General features: G+C 70.7%; 11 protein-coding genes. 6 read left to right on the forward strand and 5 right to left on the reverse strand.

Features of this window, described 5'->3' with window-relative positions; genetic code table 11:
• Positions 1-10 precede the first annotated feature (10 nt).
• Positions 11-1333, forward strand: a complete 1323-nt coding sequence (locus ACZ7C5_RS06005) for a DNA cytosine methyltransferase (protein ID WP_470322083.1) — start codon at positions 11-13, stop codon at positions 1331-1333.
• On the opposite strand, the gene ACZ7C5_RS06010 is transcribed toward ACZ7C5_RS06005, so the two are convergent.
• From ACZ7C5_RS06010 to ACZ7C5_RS06020, 3 genes are read right to left on the reverse strand one after another with little or no spacing between them, the layout of a single operon-like run.
• Positions 1261-2163 carry a DUF6339 family protein gene (locus ACZ7C5_RS06010; protein WP_401085195.1) on the reverse strand — a complete coding sequence of 301 codons (903 nt, stop codon included), beginning with the start codon at positions 2161-2163 and terminating at the stop codon, positions 1261-1263. The genes ACZ7C5_RS06005 and ACZ7C5_RS06010 overlap by 73 nt on opposite strands.
• Complete coding sequence (locus ACZ7C5_RS06015) at positions 2160-3164, reverse strand: hypothetical protein (protein WP_401085198.1); 1005 nt, start codon at positions 3162-3164, stop codon at positions 2160-2162. Before ACZ7C5_RS06015 ends, ACZ7C5_RS06010 begins: the two co-directional genes overlap by 4 nt.
• Positions 3161-5311: a helix-turn-helix domain-containing protein gene (locus ACZ7C5_RS06020; protein WP_401085200.1), complete on the reverse strand. Its 2151-nt coding sequence runs from the start codon at positions 5309-5311 to the stop codon at positions 3161-3163. Before ACZ7C5_RS06020 ends, ACZ7C5_RS06015 begins: the two co-directional genes overlap by 4 nt.
• A 450-nt stretch (positions 5312-5761) precedes the next feature.
• Between ACZ7C5_RS06020 and ACZ7C5_RS06025 the strand changes: the two genes are divergently transcribed.
• The 5 genes from ACZ7C5_RS06025 (at position 5762) to drmB (ending at position 17879) form a co-directional block, all read left to right on the forward strand.
• Positions 5762-6019 carry a hypothetical protein gene (locus ACZ7C5_RS06025; RefSeq protein ID WP_401085203.1) on the forward strand — a complete coding sequence of 86 codons (258 nt, stop codon included), beginning with the start codon at positions 5762-5764 and terminating at the stop codon, positions 6017-6019.
• A 67-nt stretch (positions 6020-6086) separates the two neighbouring features.
• Positions 6087-10853: a DEAD/DEAH box helicase gene (locus ACZ7C5_RS06030; RefSeq protein ID WP_401085206.1), complete on the forward strand. Its 4767-nt coding sequence runs from the start codon at positions 6087-6089 to the stop codon at positions 10851-10853.
• A complete protein-coding gene (locus tag ACZ7C5_RS06035; RefSeq protein WP_401085209.1) occupies positions 10850-12766 on the forward strand; it encodes a UvrD-helicase domain-containing protein in 1917 nt (638 codons plus the stop codon). The genes ACZ7C5_RS06030 and ACZ7C5_RS06035 overlap by 4 nt, the downstream gene beginning before the upstream one ends.
• Positions 12763-16020 (forward strand): helicase-related protein, encoded by a 3258-nt coding sequence (locus ACZ7C5_RS06040; RefSeq protein WP_401085211.1) that lies wholly within the window; start codon positions 12763-12765, stop codon positions 16018-16020. The genes ACZ7C5_RS06035 and ACZ7C5_RS06040 overlap by 4 nt, the downstream gene beginning before the upstream one ends.
• Positions 16017-17879, forward strand: coding sequence for a DrmB family protein (drmB, locus tag ACZ7C5_RS06045; protein ID WP_401085213.1), 1863 nt, complete (start codon positions 16017-16019; stop codon positions 17877-17879). Before ACZ7C5_RS06040 ends, drmB begins: the two co-directional genes overlap by 4 nt.
• Before the next feature lie 63 nt (positions 17880-17942).
• Here the strand turns inward: drmB and ACZ7C5_RS06050 are convergent, their stop codons facing one another.
• Both ACZ7C5_RS06050 and ACZ7C5_RS06055 read right to left on the reverse strand, forming a co-directional pair.
• On the reverse strand, positions 17943-18974 hold the full coding sequence (locus tag ACZ7C5_RS06050) for a DNA cytosine methyltransferase (protein ID WP_401085216.1): 1032 nt from the start codon (positions 18972-18974) through the stop codon (positions 17943-17945).
• 67 nt (positions 18975-19041) lie between these two features.
• Positions 19042-20025, reverse strand: coding sequence for a helix-turn-helix transcriptional regulator (locus ACZ7C5_RS06055; RefSeq protein WP_470322084.1), 984 nt, complete (start codon positions 20023-20025; stop codon positions 19042-19044).
• Positions 20026-20272: the final 247 nt, after the last annotated feature.

The raw sequence follows: 20272 nt of genomic DNA on the forward strand, positions 1-20272 counted from the left end.
CTCTGGCCACATGACCAGCTCGGGCGCAGCCGCTTCATTCCTCGCAAAACCGCACATTCTGGACCTTTTCGCCGGTCCGGGCGGTCTTGACGTGGCCGCGGAGATGCTCGATGTGCCCTCGCTCGGGATCGAGTGGGACAAGAACGCCTGTGAGACGCGTTACGCGGCCGGGCTCAGGACGTGGCACGCGGACGTCAGCGAGGTCCGACAGAAGCGTTTCGAGGAACTCGATGCGGACCTGAACGTCCTGGCCGGCGGTCCGCCCTGCCAGACGTACTCGGTTGCCGGCAACGGGGCGGGGCGCAAGGCCCTGGAGAAGGTCGAGAAGCTGATCCACCAGCTGGTGGAGGGTGTCGGCGAGGCGGAGATCGACGAGCAGTTGGAGAGGATGGGCGGCGATCCCCGAACCGCCCTGGTCCTGGAGCCTCTTCGATACGCGATCAAGGCCCTCGATTCCCCGAACCGGAACCGGCGACCGTTCGACGTGATCGTCCTGGAGCAGGTGCCTGCGGTCAAGGCGCTCTGGGAGGTCTACAAGGAAGCGTTGGAGAAGGGCCTGCCCCGCGAGGGCGGAACGCCGGTCCGGTACAACGTCGCCGAGGTCAAGACCCTGCACACCGAGGCGTACGGCGTGCCGCAGACCCGGCGCCGCACGATCCTGATCGCGCGGCTCTCCGAGTACGACGCTCCCCGGCTCCCCGCCCCCACCCACCACGTCTTCGATCTGCGCAAGCCCGAGCAGGGCGGTCCCCAGGACATCAGGAGCGCACTGGACGGGGTCGCGGCGCCGCTGCTGCCCTGGGTCCCGATGGGGGATGTGCTCAAGGGCCGGGAGGCTCCCTTCGAGATCGTGTCGAATTACGGCAGCGGCGGTGACCCGAAGAAGCGCGGCATCCGGACGGACAGGCAGCCGTCGTTCACCGTCACCGGAAAGGTCTCGCGCAACGCCGTTCGACACCCCGACGACCGCATCCCCGACCCGGACCGCCTGACGATCCCCGAGGCCGGCATCCTGCAGACCTTCCCGCCCGACTATCCCTGGGACGGTGGCGACCGGTCCCAGCAGGTCGGCAACGCGGTGCCTCCGCTGTTCGGCATGCACGTACTGGCAGCGGCACTGAACATCCCTCTTCCCTCGGAGAAGGTGTTGCGGGAAAGCCGGGCCCGGCTCGACACGGAATCGACGAAGTACAAGAAGCTCCGTCTGGAAGGTTGCGACGCCGAGAAGGGCTGTGGCACCGACTGCCCGAAGCCCGAGGGTCAGGCTTCCTCCTCCACCGCTGCCACCTCCCGTCCCCGGACCAGCGCGTCCGAGAAGAGTTCGGCGAAGTAGTCCACCAGCAGGCTCACGGACAGCTCGGGCGCGGGCTCCTCGTCGGGGCCGATCGGAAGCGCGTTCCGTGACACCTGGCGGGCGGTCTCGGCCTCGTCGATCCAGTCGCGCAGCGGGCGGGAGTCGCGGTCGGCATGGTCGGGAGCGATCACGTCGTACATCAGTGTCGCCGCGGAGGCGTTGACGGCGCCTGCCAGGGCGTTGGCCTCCCGCCCACCGGTGATCGTGCCCTTGTCGATCAGCCGGACGATCGCCTGGGCGGTCGGCCGGTGGTTGATCACCGACATCCGCAGCGTCGTGTTGAGCATGTCCTGGATACCGCAGGCCTTGACCACCGGCTCGTAGTCCGGGCCGTCGCGGAAGAGCTCGGCCGCCCACCAGAGACGGGAGAAGGCCTGCTTGTGGTAAGGCCCCCGGAAGCGGTCGGCCGCCACCGCGACCGGCTTGCCGTCCTTGGGCTCGGCCGTGTGCCGCCAGACCACGTAGTCCGGGGCGACGCCCAGGGCCAGGTAGTTCCAGAAAGCGGGATCGGCCGCCTCTCGCCGGGTGAGTCGGAGCGCCGCGTGGAGGCGAGGGGCCAGCCAGGCGTCGGCCTGGGTGGCCTTGAGCCCATTGGCCCGGCAGTAGGCCATCGCATCCTCGACCAGGTCCCGGACGGGGCGCAACTCACCGCGTCGGTCGGCGTGCGGGAGCGGTTCGGTGACCTTGTTGAGGCTGATGCTCGGCACGTTCTCGCGGCCGGTGAGCAGGCCTTCGGTGACGAAGTCCGTCACCTCGGCACCGGGCAGCAGGGCGAGCCGCTCCGGGAGGTGGTCGGGCCGGTCGGTCATGCGTCGTCCCCCTGAGTGAGGCGTTCCAGGTCGTGGATGGTGGTGGAGAGCGTCCTGGGGACGCCGGCGCGGCGGGAGGCCGCGTAGTGGATCCGCGCTTGCAACTCCCCCCACCCGGCGGCGGACACTCCGGTGCGTGCCGTGTGGACCGCCCGCAGGGCGGCCTCCGGGTCGCGGTCCGCGTACACGTCGGGGAGCATCTCCCGGAGCACCTCGCCCTGCCACCCGTGCGGGAACACCGGGGTCCCGTCCTCCTCGACCTCCAGGTCGCCGACGGCGGAGTGGAAGACAGCCGTCCAGACCTCGGAGCACATCTGGGCGAGCAGGAGTTCCCGGACGGTCTTCTCCGGACCGCTGCCTCCGTCGGCGCCGATCAGGTCGCCGAGGCCGTCGAAGTCGGTGTTGACGCGCACGGCGGGGATCCGACCGGTGGTGTCGACCAGCCAGGGCGACTCCTTGAACCGCTGGAGCCGGCTCGCTCCGGACCCGAACCTGACCATCTTGACGTCGAGTTCGCGGGCGAGCGAGGGCACCGCCTCGGCCACGTCGACGAACCACTCCACGTCGGAGGTGGCGATCACCCGACCGGGCACTCCGTCGACGGTGGCGACCACGTGCACGGCGAGGGAGGCGCGGTCGAGGAGGTCGCACCGGTACAGGTACAGCTCGGCAGTCCGCTTCTGACCGTTCTCCGAGACCGAAGAGAAATCCACCGCCGTGCGGGTGTTGGTGGCACGTTCGGAGAGGATCGCGACGACCTTGACGTCCTCCCAGGGGCCGGAAGGATCCACCGCCTTGGCCGGGAGGTCGACGGAGAGACGGAGCCTGGCCTCGATCCAGTCGGGACGATCCTCGTCCGACCCGAGGGCGACGACGCGCTCGACCGTGGAGAGGTACTTGCTCTCCACGTCCTCCCACGGCTCGCCCTCGGCCTTGAGCTGGGCGCTGTCCACGCGCCAGGACACGTTGCCGGTGAGCCGCCGGTAGGGGTAGACCTTCACGCCTGCTCCCCCTTTCCGCTGCGGAGTTCGACCACGAGACCGGTGAGCTGGGCGCGGACCGGGTGACGGGAGACATCGGTGACACCTCGGAAGACGGCCTTGCGACTGCCCGCCGACAGGCGCAGGGCCCCGTCCACGACCTCGCATCCGCTGACCGCGACGAGACTCTTCCAGGGCACTGCGGGCCTGGGGCCGGAGCGCACGTCGAACTTGGCGACCGGCGTGATCGGTCGGTCCGTGGCCGCACCGGTCGGCACCCGGAGGTCCACGGTCACCGACCAGGCCCCGGTCTCGTCGATCAGGGCGTCCACGTTGTCCAGTTCGGGCAGCGCCGAGGCCGCCGTCTGACGCGTCCGCTTCGTCTTCGTTGCCCCGCCGACCTTGAGTCGGCCGGCGATCTTCGCCTCGCCCCCGTTGCGGCGCTTGGCCTTGGGCACGGCGACGAGATCGCGCACGGCGTTGTTCACCGCGGTGGTCAGGGAGTTGATGCGCCGGTAGGCGGAAGGCGAGTAGGAGAGTCGCAGCTCCTCGGTCTGGCCCCACTTGTTGTGCTCCGGCGGTTCGGAGGCCCGGAGGAACTCCTCGGCGGCCTCGGCACCGGGGGCGTCCTGGCCCGCCGCGCGGCCGGTGAGCAGGACGGCCTGGAAGAGGTTGGTGCCGATCGGCAGGTTGGGAACGGCACTGTCCTTGACCGTCATGCGGTTGCCCCGCATGGACACCACGCGGTTGGAGCGACCGTCGGCGTCCTCGGCTTCGGTGACCAGGACCACCGCCTCGTGCTCCACCCCGCCCCGCAACTGGCCGCCGTGGAGCGGCACCTCGATCCGCACCGTGGCCCGGGCGACCTGGCCCGGTCCGGTGAGCCGGTCGACGGTGGTCCCCTCCAAGAAGGCCCGCAGGGCGCGGGTGCGGGAAGGCTGGGAAGCGGCCGGATCCACGTGCTCCTCGGGAATGAGCACCTCACCGTTGCGATAGGTGCGGACGGACGCCTCCAGGTGCGGCTTGTGGTCGCCGCCACCGGTCATCGCGGCCCAGAAGTTGCGACCGAGCGCGTCCACCAGTCGCGCGTGCATGCGATGGACGGAGTCGTCGTCCTCGGTGGTCTCCTCCCCGCCCCCGGCATCGTTGACGGCCACCAGACTGGCCACGTCGTGGGCGCCCACGATGAGGAAGGACGTGCCCGGGGCCTCGCTCTCGCGAGTGAGGTGGAGCATTTCGACGGTCTCCTCGTCGGCCCACCAGGAACGGACCACCTCCGCGGATCCGTTGGCCGGGTCGACACGTCCGAACCAGGCCGGACCGGCGCACGCTCCGCCCTCCACCTCGCGCCAGGGAAGGTCCAAGCGGCCGATGAGTCGCCGCTCGGTGCGCCCCTCGTGGGGTTCGGAGAGTGTGGAGTTGATCAGCACGAGGCCGAGTCGACTGGTCGCCCACAGGGTGGCCTTGCCCAGGCCGTAGGAACCGCCCGCCCCGACGTCCCGCTTGTGGCTGTCGAGTTGGCGACGCACCACGGCGGCGAAGAGCCCGTCGCCGTAGTCGTCGCCGGTCAGTCCGGTCGCGTTGTAGTCGTCCACCCGGAGAAGCACCAGGCGGTCGTGCTGGTACATGTCGCGCAGTCCGGCCGCGATCGTCCGCGAGACCTTGCTCTGCTTCCCGCCCTCGGCGGTGAGCGCCTCGTAGTGCGGGCGCAGGCGATCCCATCGGATGGCCTCACGGAATCGGGCGAGAGCCTCACCGGTGAGCTCGTGGAGGGTGTAGCGTACGCGGACCGGCTCGACCGGATCGAGACGGGCGTCGAGACTGTTCTGAGTGGCCTCGCGGGCGAGCACCGAGACATCGGCCTCGAAGGCGAACGCCGCGGCGTTGCCGTACTCGCGCCCGCCGTCGACATGGGCCGGCCGGTGGTACCAGTCGACGGGCAAGCCGAGTTGGGCGTCGGAGCTGCGGGTGTGGATGGTCTCCAGATCGGTCTTGAGGTACGCGGCGATGGCCCGGATGGTCTCGTCCCGGGGCACGGAGCGGCCGACGATCCAAGCCGAGACGGCGGCCCGGGTCTTGCCCAGCTCCAGCGCCAGATCGGTCTGGGTCTTCCCTGCGTTCTTGAGCTGGCGCGCCAGCCAGGGGCCGAAGTCCTCAGCCGCCTTCACGTCCCACCTGCTTCCGGATGGCTTGTTTCACGAGGTGAGAGCCACCCTAGCGCATCACTGTTGACAGCGACATACTCTTGTCAACTGACACTTGACAGTGGTCACGCCCGACGGACACGAAGGCCGAACGCGATCGAATAAAAGGGTTTCGGAAGTACTCGCCACATGCCCGAATTACCCCGAAAAGCCCGATGAATCCCACTTCGACACGGGGTTGCTCGACCCCGGATTCCCTGTGCTAGGGTTCTTCCCAATTCCACAGCAGGCGCTGTGGAAGCAGCCCTGACACAGGGCCTGGCATGCCCGTTTTCCTGGGGGGAATTCCTTGCGGCCGCCTCCGGAATCCTTTCGCGGATTCCGTGGTTTGACGCGCCCGTTTTCCTCCTGCACCACCTCGCACCACCGATCGTGTAATTCCACGAAAGCGAAGCGAAAGCGCAGGTACCTCCGGTGTTCCCGCAGAACTTCCCGCTCGACCGCATGCGTTCCGTCGTCTCCGACTGCGACCGGTTCGCCGACGACCCGCACGCCCTGGACCTCTACCTCTTCCTGAACGACCTCGACCACGACATGGTCGCCGCCTACCGCAACGCCATCCGCGATGCCGCGGCCCGGGCACGTCGCCCCCGCCGGAACCCGGGACAGTGCCAGCGCATCACCGGCCGTACCTGCTGTGGCGTCATGTTCACGGTGCACCACCGCCACTGACGGCATCCCGAGACTTCGCACCACGACCCTCGACCCCCTCTCCTCCGCACCCGAAGTGGAACCATCCGTGGCCGATCCGCAGTCCCCCGTGATCCGCACCGTCGTCGAGCAGTCCCTCCGTGTCCTGGAGACCTACGCCGTCGACCCGGGCCTGATCCCCGAACACGCCAACGGCGAACGCCGCATCACCCAGGGCGGGTACGGCGACCGACAGCTCTTCGAACTCGTCCAGAACGCGGCCGACGAGCTGCGCGACGAGCCCGACGGCCGGATCCACGTCGTCCTCACCGGCACTCACCTGTACTGCGCCAACCAGGGCAACCCGGTGACGCCCGAGGGCGCCGAGACGATCCTGCGCATGAGCATGTCCCGCAAGCGCGGTGGGCAGATCGGGCGGTTCGGCGTGGGGGTGAAGTCGGTCCTGGTCGTGACCGACGCACCCGAGTTCTTCAGCCGCGAGGGCAGCTTCGGCTTCGACCGGGCCTGGTCGTACGAGTCGATCCGGAACGTGCCCGGGGTGCGCGAGCGACTCGGCGAGCAGTTCGAGGCGCCGGTACTGCGGATGGCCCGCGAGCTGGACATGGCGGCCGAACGCCTCAAGGACCAGGTGTTGGACGAACTGCTGGCGTGGGCCACCACCGTGGTCCGCCTTCCGCTGTTGCCCGGCGCCGCCGCCCGACTGGGCAAGGACATGCACGGCCACCAGGGCGGTGCCGGTCACGACAGCCGCGAGGAATTCCCGTCCGGATTCCACCTGTTCTCCCCGCACGTCGGCCAGGTGGTCCTGGAGGACCGCCGGCCCCGCCCGATCGCGCGCCGGGCCCTGCGCTCCGAGCAGACCGGCAGCCTGCACACGATCCAGGAAGAGCGGGTCGGCAAGCCTCCGGCAACCTCACGGTGGCGGGTCTTCACCCGCCCCTACGAACCGAGCGAGGTCGCCCGGCGCGACGCCGGCGAGTTGCACGGCCGGCTGACCGTCGAACTGGCCTGGGCGGTCCCGGCCTACGGGGCCGCGGACGAGCGGGGGCTGCTCAGCGCCACCGACGCCCGAGGGCGCGGCCGGTTCTGGTCCTTCTTCCCGACCAAGTACGAGATGACCCTGAGCGGCATCCTGAACGGGGCCTGGAAGACCAACGAGGACAGGCAGAACCTGCTGGACTCCTCGCCGTTCAACGTCGAGATGATCCGGACCGCCGCCGGCCTGGTGGTCGACTCGCTGCCCGAACTCGCACCGGCGGAGGACCCCGGCGCGTACCTCCCGCTGCTGCCGGGCCGTGCCAAGGTCGCGGAAACGATCAGTTGGGCCGACCGGCTGCTCACCGAACAGATCTGGGCCACCGTCGCGCTGCGTCCGTCGCTGCCGGACCAGGACGGCGTCCTGCGCGTGCCCGGCGGCCTGAACATCCATCCGGACCTGGGAAAGGACAGCACCGCGGTCAACCGCTGGCTGCGGGCCTGGCACGCGCACCCCGGACGCCCCCGAGACTGGGTGCACCCCTCGGTCGAGGCCACCGACCTGCGGGCCGGCAAGGTCCAGCACATCCTGGGCGCGGCCGGCCGGCGACGGGCCTCGGTCGTCGAGTGGCTGGAGGCGCTGGTCTCCGACGGCACGGCGGAGGCCTCGGCGTCCGCCATCCGGATCGTCGCCGACATGATCGCTTCCAACGCCTCCTGCGCCGCCGAGGCCCGTAGGGCCGAGATCGTGCTCACCGAAGAGAAGGGGATGGTCGCACCGCTGGGCGGCAAGGTGTACCGCCGCACCGACGAGGACGGCCTGCCGGAATCGCTGGACTACGTGGACCGCGTGCTGTCCGACGACCCTTCGCTCCACTCCGCCCTCACCACCCTCGGCATCCAGGAAGCCGACGTCCGGGGCCGCTTCGTGAGCGTCCTCGACCAGGGCTTCGGCTCGTACGGCCCGCAGGAGTGGACCCGCTTCTGGGAGCTGTTCCATCGGGCGGGCGCCGCCGTGGTGGGCCACGAGGTGACCGCGCGGGTGCCCGCGCCGATGGAGACACTGATGGTACGGACGGCGGACAACCGCTTCCGCGCCATGCGCGACTGCCTGTTGCCCGGCGTCGTCGTCACCCCGGAGAGCGACCCCGAGATCGCGGTGGACGTGCGCTTCCACTCCGACGACGCCGGCTTCTTCCGCGAGTTGGGCCTGAGAGACCGCCCGACCTCCGGGCACCGCCCTGAAGAGGAAACCTGGTTCGGCGAGTACCGGGAAGCGATCCACGCGGCCTACTGCCGCACGCTCGACGACCGGGCGAGCCGTCCGACCCTCGCCAGGACCAAGATCGACGGCTCTCCGGTCGGTGGCCCGCTGCACCTGCTGCCCCGCCTTTCCGAGAATGCCCGTGCGGCCTACCTGCGGGCGCTGCCCGAGGACGCCCTGGTGGCGCAGTGGACCTTGCAGATCGGGGCCCAGGCGGGCACCCGCTGCTCGGTGTTCTCCCCCATCCGCTGGATGCTCTCCCGGCACGGCCTGGTCGAGACCTCGCAGGGCCTCAAGCCTCTCAAGGAGGCCGTGGGGCCGCAGCTCGACGCCTACCGTGACGTGCTCCCGGTGGCGTCGATCAGCGGGGAGAAGGCCCGCAAGCTGGGGCTCGCCGACAGCGTCGAGAAGGTCCGTCCGAAGCAGTGGGAGCAGCTCCTGGAGAAGCTCCAGGAGAGCGAGGACGACACCTTCGTCGGTTCCACCTACGCGCTGCTGACCCGGTTGGAGATCCCCTTCCCCGAGGGATCGCTGACCCGGTGCCGGGTCGGCGACAGCTGGGACACCCGGGCGGACGGCGAGATCGCCGTCGCCGCGAACCCGGAGGAGTACCGCTCCCTGCAGGCCGAGCGGGTGCCCGCGCTGCTGATGCCGGACCAGGAGTCCGCCGACCTCATGGTCGAGCAGTGGGGCATGCTGCGCCACGACGACGTGGTCAGCCGGGAGACCCGACACGAGTCGAGCGTGGAGCCGGTTCCACTGGTCGAGGAGTTCCCGACGCTGCGCCAGAAGATGGGCAGCTCCGTCGGCACCTACTCCATGTTGCGCTGCTCCACGCTGGAGGAGGTCGTCCGCACCCCGCACGGCGCGCGGGCGAAGTCCCTGGAGAGCGCCCGCCAGGGAAGCGTGATCAAGGTCCTGGACTCGCTGGACCGGTTGGGCACGCTCCGGGCCGTGGACCGCGAGTTGGGCCTGCGGATGGGAGAGGCCGGCTGCCGGGCGCTCCTGGAGGCCCAGGCCCGCCAGGAGCAGGACGAGAAGGTGCGATCCGCGCTCAAGGCGATCCGCGAGGCCGAGGACGTGACGGCCAAGCTGGAACTGCTGATCGGCGCGGAGGCCCTGCGCGACCGGCTCCCCTCCGGCCTCATGGACGCCGAGCGCCAGGATCCGGACGGACAGGAGCCCACCGGTCGCCGGATCGCGCAGATGGCGTTCAACGCGCACGGCGACACCGTGCTCAAGACCCACGCGCGCGACATCCAGGAGCGCTTCCCGAGTGCCCCGTCCTCCTACACCGGCGGACCTGCGGCGGTCTCCTTCGTCGCCGAGCTCGGCCTGCCCGCGCCCTTCGCCGGGTACCGGGCTCCGACCCTCGAACAGAGCCTGACCGTGGAAGGCCCCCGGGACTTCCCTCGCCTGCACGAGTACCAGGAGCGTCTCGCCCTCAACATCTTCGAGATGCTGGACCGACTCGCCCCGCAGCGCGCCATGCTCTCGCTGCCCACCGGTGCCGGCAAGACGCGCGTCACCGCCGAGGCCGTCATCCGTTGGGTCAAGCAGACCGGCGAGCTGAAGGGCCCGATCCTGTGGATCGCCCAGACTGAGGAACTGTGCGAACAGGCCGTGCAGAGCTGGCAGTTCGTCTGGAGCAAGGCCGGCGCGCAGGAGCGACTGACGATCAACCGGCTGTGGACCTCGAACGAGGCAGCCCCGGTCACCGACGGACCCCAGCTCGTGGTGGCCACCGACGCCAAGCTGCGGGTGTGCCTCGACACCGACCGCTACGCCTGGCTGCGGGAGGCCGCCCTGGTGGTGGTCGACGAGGCACACGTGGCGACCAGTCCGAGCTACACCGAGATCCTGAGCCTGCTCGGACTGACCCAGCACCGGACGGATCGGCACCTGCTCGGTCTCACCGCCACCCCCTTCCGCGGCCACAACGAGGAGGAGACCCGCCGGCTGGTCAACAGGTTCGGCGCACGACGGCTGGACGAGGGGGTCTTCCCCTCCGACGACGCCTACGGTCACCTCCAGGAGATCGGCGTGCTGGCGCGCGTCGAGCACCGGGAACTGACCGGCGGCACCATCGAGTTGTCCCGCCAGGAGCGGGAGAGTGCCGAGCAGTTCAGCCTGCTGTCCAAGGCCGCCGAGCAGCGGCTCGCGGAGGACCACGACCGCAGCCGCCGCATCGTCGAGGAGGTCGCGGCGATGGACGAGAACTGGCCCGTGCTGGTGTTCGCCACCTCCGTGGAACACGCCAAGCTCCTGGCGGCCATGCTGATGGACCAGAAGATCTCCGCGTCATCGGTGGACGCCACCACCTCCGACAGCGACCGCCGGACCCGGATCCGGGACTTCCGCGACGGTCGGGTGCGGGTGCTGACCAACTACGGCGTGCTCACCCAGGGCTTCGACGCCCCGGCCACGCGCGCGGTCGTCGTCGCCCGCCCCGTCTACAGCCCGAACGTGTACCAGCAGATGATCGGACGAGGTCTGCGCGGCCCGCGCAACGGCGGCAAGGACACCTGCCTCATCCTCAACGTCCGCGACAACATCCGGAACTTCGACACCGCCCTCGCCTTCACGCAGTTCGAGCACCTGTGGAGCAACCGATGACCGTCCACCCCGAGGACGGCCCCGTCCTCACCACCGAGCAGCAGGCCGTCGTGGACCGGCCGTGGAACACCCGACTGCTGGTCACCGCCGGGGCGGGGACGGGAAAGACCCACACCCTGGTGCGCCGGATGGACGCGCTCGTCGGACACATCGACCCGGACGAGGCGCTGGAGGCCTCCGAACTGCTGGTCCTCAGCTTCTCGCGCGCCGCCGTCCGGGAGTTGCGGGACCGGATCGCCCGGCACGGCGAGCACGCACGGCGGGTACGGGTGCAGACCTTCGACTCCTGGGCCTACTCCCTGCTGCTCCAGGCGTACCCGGACGGGGAGTGGGCTGCGCTCTCCTTCGACCAGCGGATCCGGGCGGCCACCGACGCGATCGAGAAGGGCGCGCTGGAGTCCTTGGAGGCCGGCCCACCCACACACGTGATCATCGACGAGGTGCAGGACCTGGTGGGCGCCCGCCGGGAGATGGTGGAGTCGTTGCTCGACCGACTCCAGGACTCCTGCGGGTTCACCCTGGTCGGCGACTCCGCCCAGGCGATCTACGACTTCCAGATCGAGGACCCGGAGGAGTTCGCCGATCGTGCCGACCTCTTCCTCCGCTGGGTACGGATCTCCTACGCCGACGACCTGGAGGAGTTGCGACTGACCCGCAACTTCCGGGCCGTCACTCCGGAGGCGCGCACCGCGCTCCCGCTGGGCCCCGCCGTCCAGGCCGTCGGCAGCGCCCCCGAGGGGGCGGACACGGCCGCCGAACGTCTCCACGGGGAGCTGCGCGGGCTGCTGTTCGACCTGCCCGACCTGGGCTCGTTCACCGACTCGTTCACCCTGGACACCCTGCGGTCCTTCCCCGGCACCTGCGCGGTCCTGTGCCGCGACAACCGACAGGCGCTGGTCGTCTCGGAGCTGCTGCACACCCAGGGAGTCCCGCACGCCCTGCGTCGCCCGCTCCGGGACCGGCCGGTGCCGTACTGGGTCGCCGAGGTACTGCGTCGGACCGCGGCCGCCACGCTGTCCGAGGAGCGACTGCGCGAACTGCTCGCCGCAATCCCGCTGCCCGAGGGCACCGACCCCGACCGGGTGTGGCGTTCCCTGCGACCGGCGGCACGCGGCGCCGGCCGGGGCACCCTCGACGTGGTGCGGCTGCGTCGTCTGGTGGCGGAGCGCCGGTTCCCCGACGAGCTGGCCGACCCGGAACCGGCCCGGCTCGTGGTGTCCACGGTGCACCGTTCCAAGGGCCTGGAGTTCGACCGGGTGATCGTGCTCAACCCGCCGACCGTCGCCGAACTGCGTCGGCGCACCGAAGCACCCGACGTGCCCGCCGAGGCCCGCGCTCTCTACGTGGCGATGACCCGGGCGCGGGAGGACCTGTACCGAGTCTCCGCGCCCGACACGGTGACGGTGCTCAGGCACAAGCCGACCGGACGGTTGTACCGGGGAGTCCCGAACCAGCGTCTGCAGTGGCGGCGCGACGGCGTCGAAGTGCGGGCCGGGGACGTGGACGCCCTGGAACCGGCCGACGCCCCCGGTGACGCCTCCGGCGCCCAGGCGTACCTGCTGGAGCGGGTGCGGCAGGGGGACTCGGTGTCGTTCCGGCTGCGCGACACCCTGCCCATGGGCTCCGAGCAGAGCCCTCGGTACGCGCTGCTGCACGAGGGACGGGAGATCGGCGACGCCTCCGAGGCCTTCCGGAGCCAGCTGCACTCCGTCCTCAAGGTCGGCTCGAAGTGGGAGATCCGCTGGCCCGAGGAGATCTCCGGTCTGCGGATCGACTGTCTGGAGTCGGTCGCGGGCAGTCCGGCCGCCGGGGCCAACGCGGGCCTTGGTGACCACGGGGTGTGGATCGCCCCTCGCATCAGCGGAATCGGACGGTTCCGGCACACCGCCGGAACCGAGGAGGAGCAGGAATGACCATCCACGAAGGGCCGCACGCCGAGCACTACCGGGTCCGCGAGGGCCTGGTGTCCCGGCTCCGCCGGGAGCTGCTGGGCCCCGACGGCGGAGACTCCGCCGAGGACCGGGCCGAGGTCCTGGACCAGGACGCCCCGATCACCCGCTACCCCATCGGTGTGCTGTACCCACGCCCGGCGGACGCGGAGGCGAACCGCCGTCTCGAGGAGGACCGCGAGGAGCAGAAGGGCCTCGACGGGGAGCCGCTGCCCAGGTCGGCAGGCCTGGACGAGTCCGGTCCGACTGTCGACCGCCCCGACTCCGGTGGCCGGCGGCCGTCCAGTGTCGGCCTGACCTTCGCGGTCGACCCCACCGAGTGCCAGGAGATCGTGGTCTCGGCCCGCGCCGCCGTGTACGAGCCGGAGGACGCCGAGGGACGCAAGGTCTCGGCACGCCGCACCGAGGCCCGCACCACCTCCGAACAGCGGGAACACTGGCGCCGGGTGGAACTCGACCTGGCGGACGTCAGGATCGACCTCGCCGTCCCCGGCCGTCGCGAGGAGTACTACCCGATCGACCGCCCGGTCCGACTGGACGTACACGTCCGCCGCCCGTCGCAGGAGACCGGCACGGTCACCGTCACGGTCACGCTGGTGAACGAACAGCGGGTCGGCGAGCGGGAACTCCAGGACGCCTTCGCCCTGTTCCAGGTCGGGTTGACGGTCCGTGCGGCCGACGGGTCGAGTGCCTTCGTGGAGCGTCCGACCACCCTGGCCGCCGTGGACTCCGAGCTGGAGAGCAGTCGGCTGCTGCACCGGCACGCCCCCACCTTCGCCACCGGCCACGGCTGCGCGGCGGTATGGGACTGGACCCCGCCCCCGATCGGCCTCACCGACGTGGTGCCCGCGGGCGTGCGCGAGGTGCGCACCGAGTTCGTGCCCACCCACGAGGTGCTGCTCACCGATTCCAACCGGACGATCGACGCGAGCGCCCTCACCATGCTCGGTCTCGCCGAGGCCGAGGACGCCGAGGTGATCGCCGCGCTGGACGGGCTGGCCGACGGCTACGAGCGGTGGATCGAGCGGAAGTCGGACGAGGCCGCCGAACTCGCGGGCACCTCCTACGAGACGGCCGCCGCAGACCAGGTCCGCGCGTGCCGCGAGGCCCTGGAGCGGATCCGGGAGGGCATCGCGCTGCTGCGCGACAAACCCGACCTGATGTGGGCATTCCGTCTGGCCAACCGGGCGATGGCGACCCAGCGGGCACGCAGCGCCTGGGTCAAGGACGGCCGGACCGGCGAACCCGAACCGGCCAAGGCACGCTGGCGACCGTTCCAGATCGCCTTCGTGCTGCTGTGCCTGGCCGGGGTGAACGATCCGGAGCACGCCGACCGGGGCGTGTCCGACCTGCTGTGGTTCCCCACCGGTGGTGGCAAGACCGAGGCGTACCTCGGCCTGATCGCCCTGACCACCTTCCTGCGCCGAAAGCGGCTCGGGGCGGCCGGCGGTGGCGTCACCGTCCTGATGCGCTACACACTGCGCCTGCTGACCCTCCAGCAGTTCGAACGCGCCGCGATCCTGATCTGTGCCATGGAGCGGATGCGTTTGGAGAACCCCGAGGAACTGGGCCACGAGGAGATCTCCGTCGGCATGTGGGTCGGGCGCTCCGCCACGCCGAACACCCTGGAGGTGGCCTCCCGGCAACTCGCCACCGCCCGATCCGGCCGGGTGCTCCAGACGGAGAACCCCGTCCAGCTGCACGCCTGCCCGTGGTGCGGGACCGCCCTCGACGCCCATCACTACGCGGTGGACGAGGAGGCGAAGCGGATGGACGTGCGCTGCCCCGGCACGGACTGCGCGTTCTCCGGCGGGCTGCCCGTCCACCTGGTCGACCAGGCCGTGTACGCGGCCCGGCCCACCCTCGTGATCGCCACCGTCGACAAGTTCGCCTCGATGCCGTGGCGGGAGCAGACCGCCGCCCTCTTCAACCGGGACCGTCAGGACTCCACCCCTCCCCCGGAGTTGATCGTTCAGGACGAGCTGCACCTGATCTCCGGACCGCTCGGCACCCTGACCGGCCTGTACGAAACCGCCGTCGACGTGCTGGCGGACCGCCCCAAGGTGATCGCCTCCACCGCGACCATCCGCCGGGCCGCCGACCAGGGCAGGGCGCTGTTCTCGCGCGAGGTGAGGCAGTTCCCACCCGCCGGACTGGACGCCCGCGATTCCTGGTTCGCCGTGGAGACCCCCGCGAGCGAGAAGGCGTCCCGCCGCTACGTGGGCCTGCTCACCCCCGGAACCAGCCAGTCCACCCTGCTGATCCGCACCTACGCCACGCTGCTCCACCAGGCCCTGCGCACCGACGCGGACCGGAAGGTACGCGACGCCTACTGGACCTTGGTCGGCTATTTCAACAGCCTTCGTCTGCTGTCCGCCGCCGAACTCCAGGTCCACGACGACGTCGTGGCCTACCTGGACCACCTGGCCGAGCGCGACGGCAGCGAGCCGCGCTCCGTCGGCAACTACTCCGAGCTGACCAGCCGGGTGGACGCCAGTGACATCCCGGCCCGCCTGAAGCAGATCGAGCGCAGGCTGACGGACGGTGACCCGGCGGACGTGGTGGACGTGCTCCTGGCCACCAACATGATCGCCGTCGGCGTGGACGTGGACCGGCTCGGCCTGATGGCCGTCATGGGCCAGCCGCAGACCACCGCCGAGTACATCCAGGCGACCAGCCGGGTCGGCCGCGCCCACCCCGGCCTGGTCGCCGTGATGCTCAACTCGGGGCGCTCACGGGACCGTTCGCACTACGAGAACTTCCAGCACTTCCACTCCGCGCTCTACCGTGAGGTCGAGTCCACCTCGGTCACGCCGTTCTCTGCCCGGGCCCGCGATCGCGGGCTGCACGCGGTGATCGTCGCGCTGGCCCGCATCCTGATCCCGGCGGCCCGCAAGGACGAGGACGCGGGGAGGATCGACCTCTTCCACAAGGAACTGCGGGAACGGATCCGTCCGCTGATCCTCGACCGGGTCGCGAACGTCGCCCCGGAGGAGGTCGCCCACGTCGACGCGGCCTTCGACGAGTTCGTCGAGTGGTGGTACGACGAGGCCGAAGCGAACGACGGCCTGTGCTACGAACCGAAGCGCGGGCGCTCCACCCCCTCGCTGCTCAAGCCCTACGACGACGCCCTGGAGGACGTCGAGGCGTGGGAGACCCTGTGGTCCCTGCGCGACGTCGACGCCGAGTCCGCCCTGTTCATGGAGGCATCCCGATGACCCCGCCCCCGTCCCGCCGCCGGCGCACCGACGGCTCCGCCGCTCCGGCCCACAATCTGCCCCGCCGCGGCGCGGTCCGTCGGGCCCAGGCCATCACCACCTACGGGGTGGGTTCGTTGGTCGCCGTGGAGCAGGAGTCCTTCATCGTCTCGGGCATCGACGGTGCGGCGGAACAGTGGCCGCGCGACGAGGCCCCGGTGATCCACGAACCCCGCCTCGCCCGGGTGTTGGGAGTGACGCACTTCCGCCTGCCACCCGCTTCCGGCGACGGCAGCCGCGACGGCATCCGGGTGCGCCGCTTCCCGCTCTGGCACCACTGCCCCGAGTGCCACGCGCTGGATCACGTGCGGAAGTTCAACTCGCCGCCCGGACGCAACGAGTGCGGCGAATGCGCCGAGCCGCTGGTGCCCTCCCGTTTCGTGGTCGCCTGCGAGGACGGGCACATCTCCGACTTCCCGTACCGGGGGTGGCTGCACCGACGGCGTCGAGGCGAGGGCACGACCGTCGCCTGCGACGGCCGGATGAGCCTTCGGTCCTCGGGCCGCACCTCGTCGCTCCGCTCGGTGGTGCTCTCCTGTTCCTGCGGAGTGCCCGAGGTGTCCATGGAGGGCTCCTTCCGGGCCGGCGCCCTCCAGGAGTTGGAAATCAAATGTCTTGGCGAGCGCCCCTGGCTGAAGGGAGCCGATCGGGTTCCCTGCTCTCGGACTCCCCGTACCCTCCAGCGCGGTTCCTCCTCCGTCTGGCAGCCCGTACTGCGCTCGGCCCTGTCCATCCCGCCATGGAGTGACACCCGGGTACACGCCTTGGACGAACACTGGGACGATCTTCGTGCTTGTTCCGACCTCGCCCAGATCGAGATCCACCTGAAGTACATCTTCAAGGGGTCCACGTCCCCGGTCAGCCCTCAGCAGGTCCTGGACCTGATCGCCGCGATGGAGGCCGAGGACCCCTCCTCCGAGGACGCCCCCGATCGCGACCAGGAGCAGCGCTACCGGGCCCTGCGCGACCTGGAGTACCAGCGCCTGTGCGCCGGCAACCCGGAGGAATCCGGCCGGCACACCGAGCAGTTCGTCTGTGAGCCGCCGATCGGCGACGAGGAACCCCTTACCGACCTGGGCCTGGTCACCCCGATGCTGGTGAAGAAGCTGCGCGAGGTCCGTGCCCTCAAGGCCTTCACCCGGGTCATCGATCCCGAGACCTCCTCCGAGAGCCACGAGGCGGAGTTGTCGCTCGCTCCCACCGGCTGGCTGCCCGCCATGGAGGTCCACGGCGAGGGGGTCTTCCTCCGGTTCGACGAGGAGCGGCTGGGCGCCTGGGCCGAACTGCCCGCCGTCGTCGACCGCGTGGCACGCATGCGACACCGCCACCAACAGGTCCTCACCGAGCGGGCCTCAGACCCGGCTCGGGTCCCGGAGTCTCCCGCCACCCCCCGCATGGCCCTGCTGCACACCTTCGCGCACGTGATGATCAACGAGTGGAGCCTGGAATCGGGCTACCCGGCCGCCTCGCTGCGCGAACGGATCTACTCGGGCGAGGAGATGGCCGGCGTGTTGATCTACACGGCCACCAGCGACTCGGCCGGCAGCCTCGGCGGCCTGGTCGCCCAGGGTGAGATCGACCGCCTCGCCCAGGCCGTGCGCTCGGCGGTCCACCGGGCCGAGTGGTGCTCCGCCGACCCGCTCTGCATCGAGACCGACATCTCCGGCGCGGGAGGCACCAACCTGGCCGCCTGTCACGCCTGCGTGATGCTCCCGGAGACCAGTTGCGAGCACAACAACGGCCTGTTGGATCGGGCCATGCTCGTCGGCACACCGGAGGACCCGTCGATCGGTTTCCTCTCGCACCTGCTCACCCGCTGAGCGCCGGGAGGTGACGTGGCGGGCGGGACGACACAGCCGGTGCCGTCCCGCCCGGCGCGGGGCTCAGTTCACTTCACCCCGGTCCCGCGGCACCGGTGCGGGGTGGCCCAGCGCGGACCGGATCGCGAGCCCGAAGGCCCGGGCCACCGGGGGCGGCGACGCGTGGCCCACCTGTCGGTAGCGGTCCGTCTTGCCGCCGGCGAAGGACCAATCCTCGGGAAAGCCCTGCAGTCGGGCCGCCTGCTCGACCGTCAGCTTCACCATGTCGGTGCCGTCCGGTGACGGGTCCCAGCGGTCCTCGGGCCCGGGCACCTCATTGGCGACGGTGCCGCCGTTGACGCGCATGCGGGCCCAGGATCGCTTCGTTCCGGTCGGCCCCAGATCCGGCCCGCCACGCTTCCAGGAACCCCCGACCAGGGTCGGGGCGACCTCGTCGGCCTGTGCGGCCCAAGCCGCGGCGTGCGGCCACCCGCGGGTGGCCATCGAGGCACCCAAAGCCTCCCCCACCGTCAGCGGGGGCTCGGCGTCCGGCGCCGGGGGCACGAAGTCACGCATGGAGCCGTCCTTCAGCGCCACCAGGATCCCCTGCTTGCGGTCCTGGGGCACACCGTGCCACTTCGCGTTGACGACGAACCACGCGTACTCGTACCCGAGGTGTTCGAGCTCGGTCCCGACCTCCGAACGGATGGATTCGTACGCGGGCTTGGAGGCCAACTCGGAGAGGTTCTCGATGAGCAGGGCACGCGGCTGTACGCCGTGCAGGAGCATGACCGTCGCATCGAGCAGCCGGAGTTCCTCCGCGCTGTCCTCGCGCCGCACCGCGGCGTTCGCCTTCACCCGGGGCAGACCGGCGGCCAGGAGATCCACGTCGTAACACTCCCGGTGCTCCTCCGGGACGAAGTCGAGGAGGTCGGCCTCGAGGACGTGCCAATCCGGGCGATTCAGCCGCAGCGTCGCGCAGGCCACCGGGCGGTTGTCCAGGAGCAGCACGGGATCGAAACCCGCCTGTTCGAGACCGAGCGCGAGGCCGCCCGCACCGGCACACACGGCAAGGGAGGTCAGACGGTCGGGACGGGACACTTCCATGATCACCATTCGTGCTCGTCGGAGAACTCGGCAACGGCCGGGGCCCTGGGCACCGATGGCCGCGGGGGCCGGGGGGTCAGAGCTCGTCGAGGGGGTCGTCGAGGACGCCCTGGCGGGCGATGATGTAGCCGAGGTGGCCGCGGCTGCGGCTGCCGAGGAGTTCGCTGGCCTTCTGGATGTGGCTGGAGACGGTACGGGTGCTCATGCCGAGGCGGGAGGCGATGGCCTCGTCGGTGTAGCCGTTGACCATCAGGCGCAGGACGTTCTGCCGGGTGCGGGTGGTCAGCAGCCGGGGGCGGTGGTGGCCCGCCTGGTAGATGACGGGCTCGGCGCGCTCCCACATCAGCTCGAAGATCTTGAGCAGGTACTCGACCAGCGGCGGGAGTTGGACGAGCATCGCCGCGGCCTCGCGGTCGGCGCCGGCCGGGATGAAGGCGGTGGTGCGGTCGCAGATGATGACCCGGTCGAAGACCTCGTTCAGGGTGCGCACCTGGGCGCCCTGCGCGGTGACCTGCTCGATGTAGGCGAGCGTCGGGCCGTGCGAGCGCACGGTGTGCTGGTAGAGGGTGCGCTGGCGCACGCCGCGGCCGGCCAGGGCGAGGTCGCGCGGGAGCGCGTCGGCCAGCTGGTCGGGGCCGCGTCCGCCGCCCGGCTGGGCGGTGAGCAGTTCCTCGGAGCAGTCGGCGACGGCCTTCTCCAGCGCCGGATTGATCTCGTCGCCCGCCAGCAGGCGGATCGGCAGCCTGGAGCGCCGCATGACGTCCCGGTAGGCGTGCTCGGCGACGGTGAAGGAGGTGTGCAGTTCGGCGAGCCGCTCCTGGTGGGCCAGTACGGCGAGTTCGAGCGGCCGGGCCAGTCCGGTGGCCGCGACGTCCGGGGGGACGGCGGCCAGCCGGTCGCCGGAGCCGGGCAGCGGGCGCAGCAGGCCCATCGCCAGCAGGCACTCGGGGGCCTCCCCCCGTGCCTCGCCGTCGGCCAGCGCCGAACGGTAGAACTCGATGCCCAGGTCGCAGAGCCGGGGTGTCCCCGTTTCCGCGCAGTTGTCCTGGGTTGGGCACATCTGGGCATCCTTCCGGCTTCGGCATTGCGGCTTCACGAATGCCCGTACCGGTCACAGCCGGGCATCCGGACCGGCAAGATGGTGGTGACTGCCGTTCAGAAGCCGCCCCCCGGGCTCCGACAGCCGTGAGTGTACGCCCAATGGGCGCGGAAATCACCGGCTGACGGTAGTCGAACGAACACGGGTACGGGGGCGTCGGCGGTGACGGTCCCGGACACGACCGCACCCGGCGACGGCGACCGGGGAA

It is taken from the genome of Kitasatospora sp. NPDC036993 (assembly GCF_055607525.1).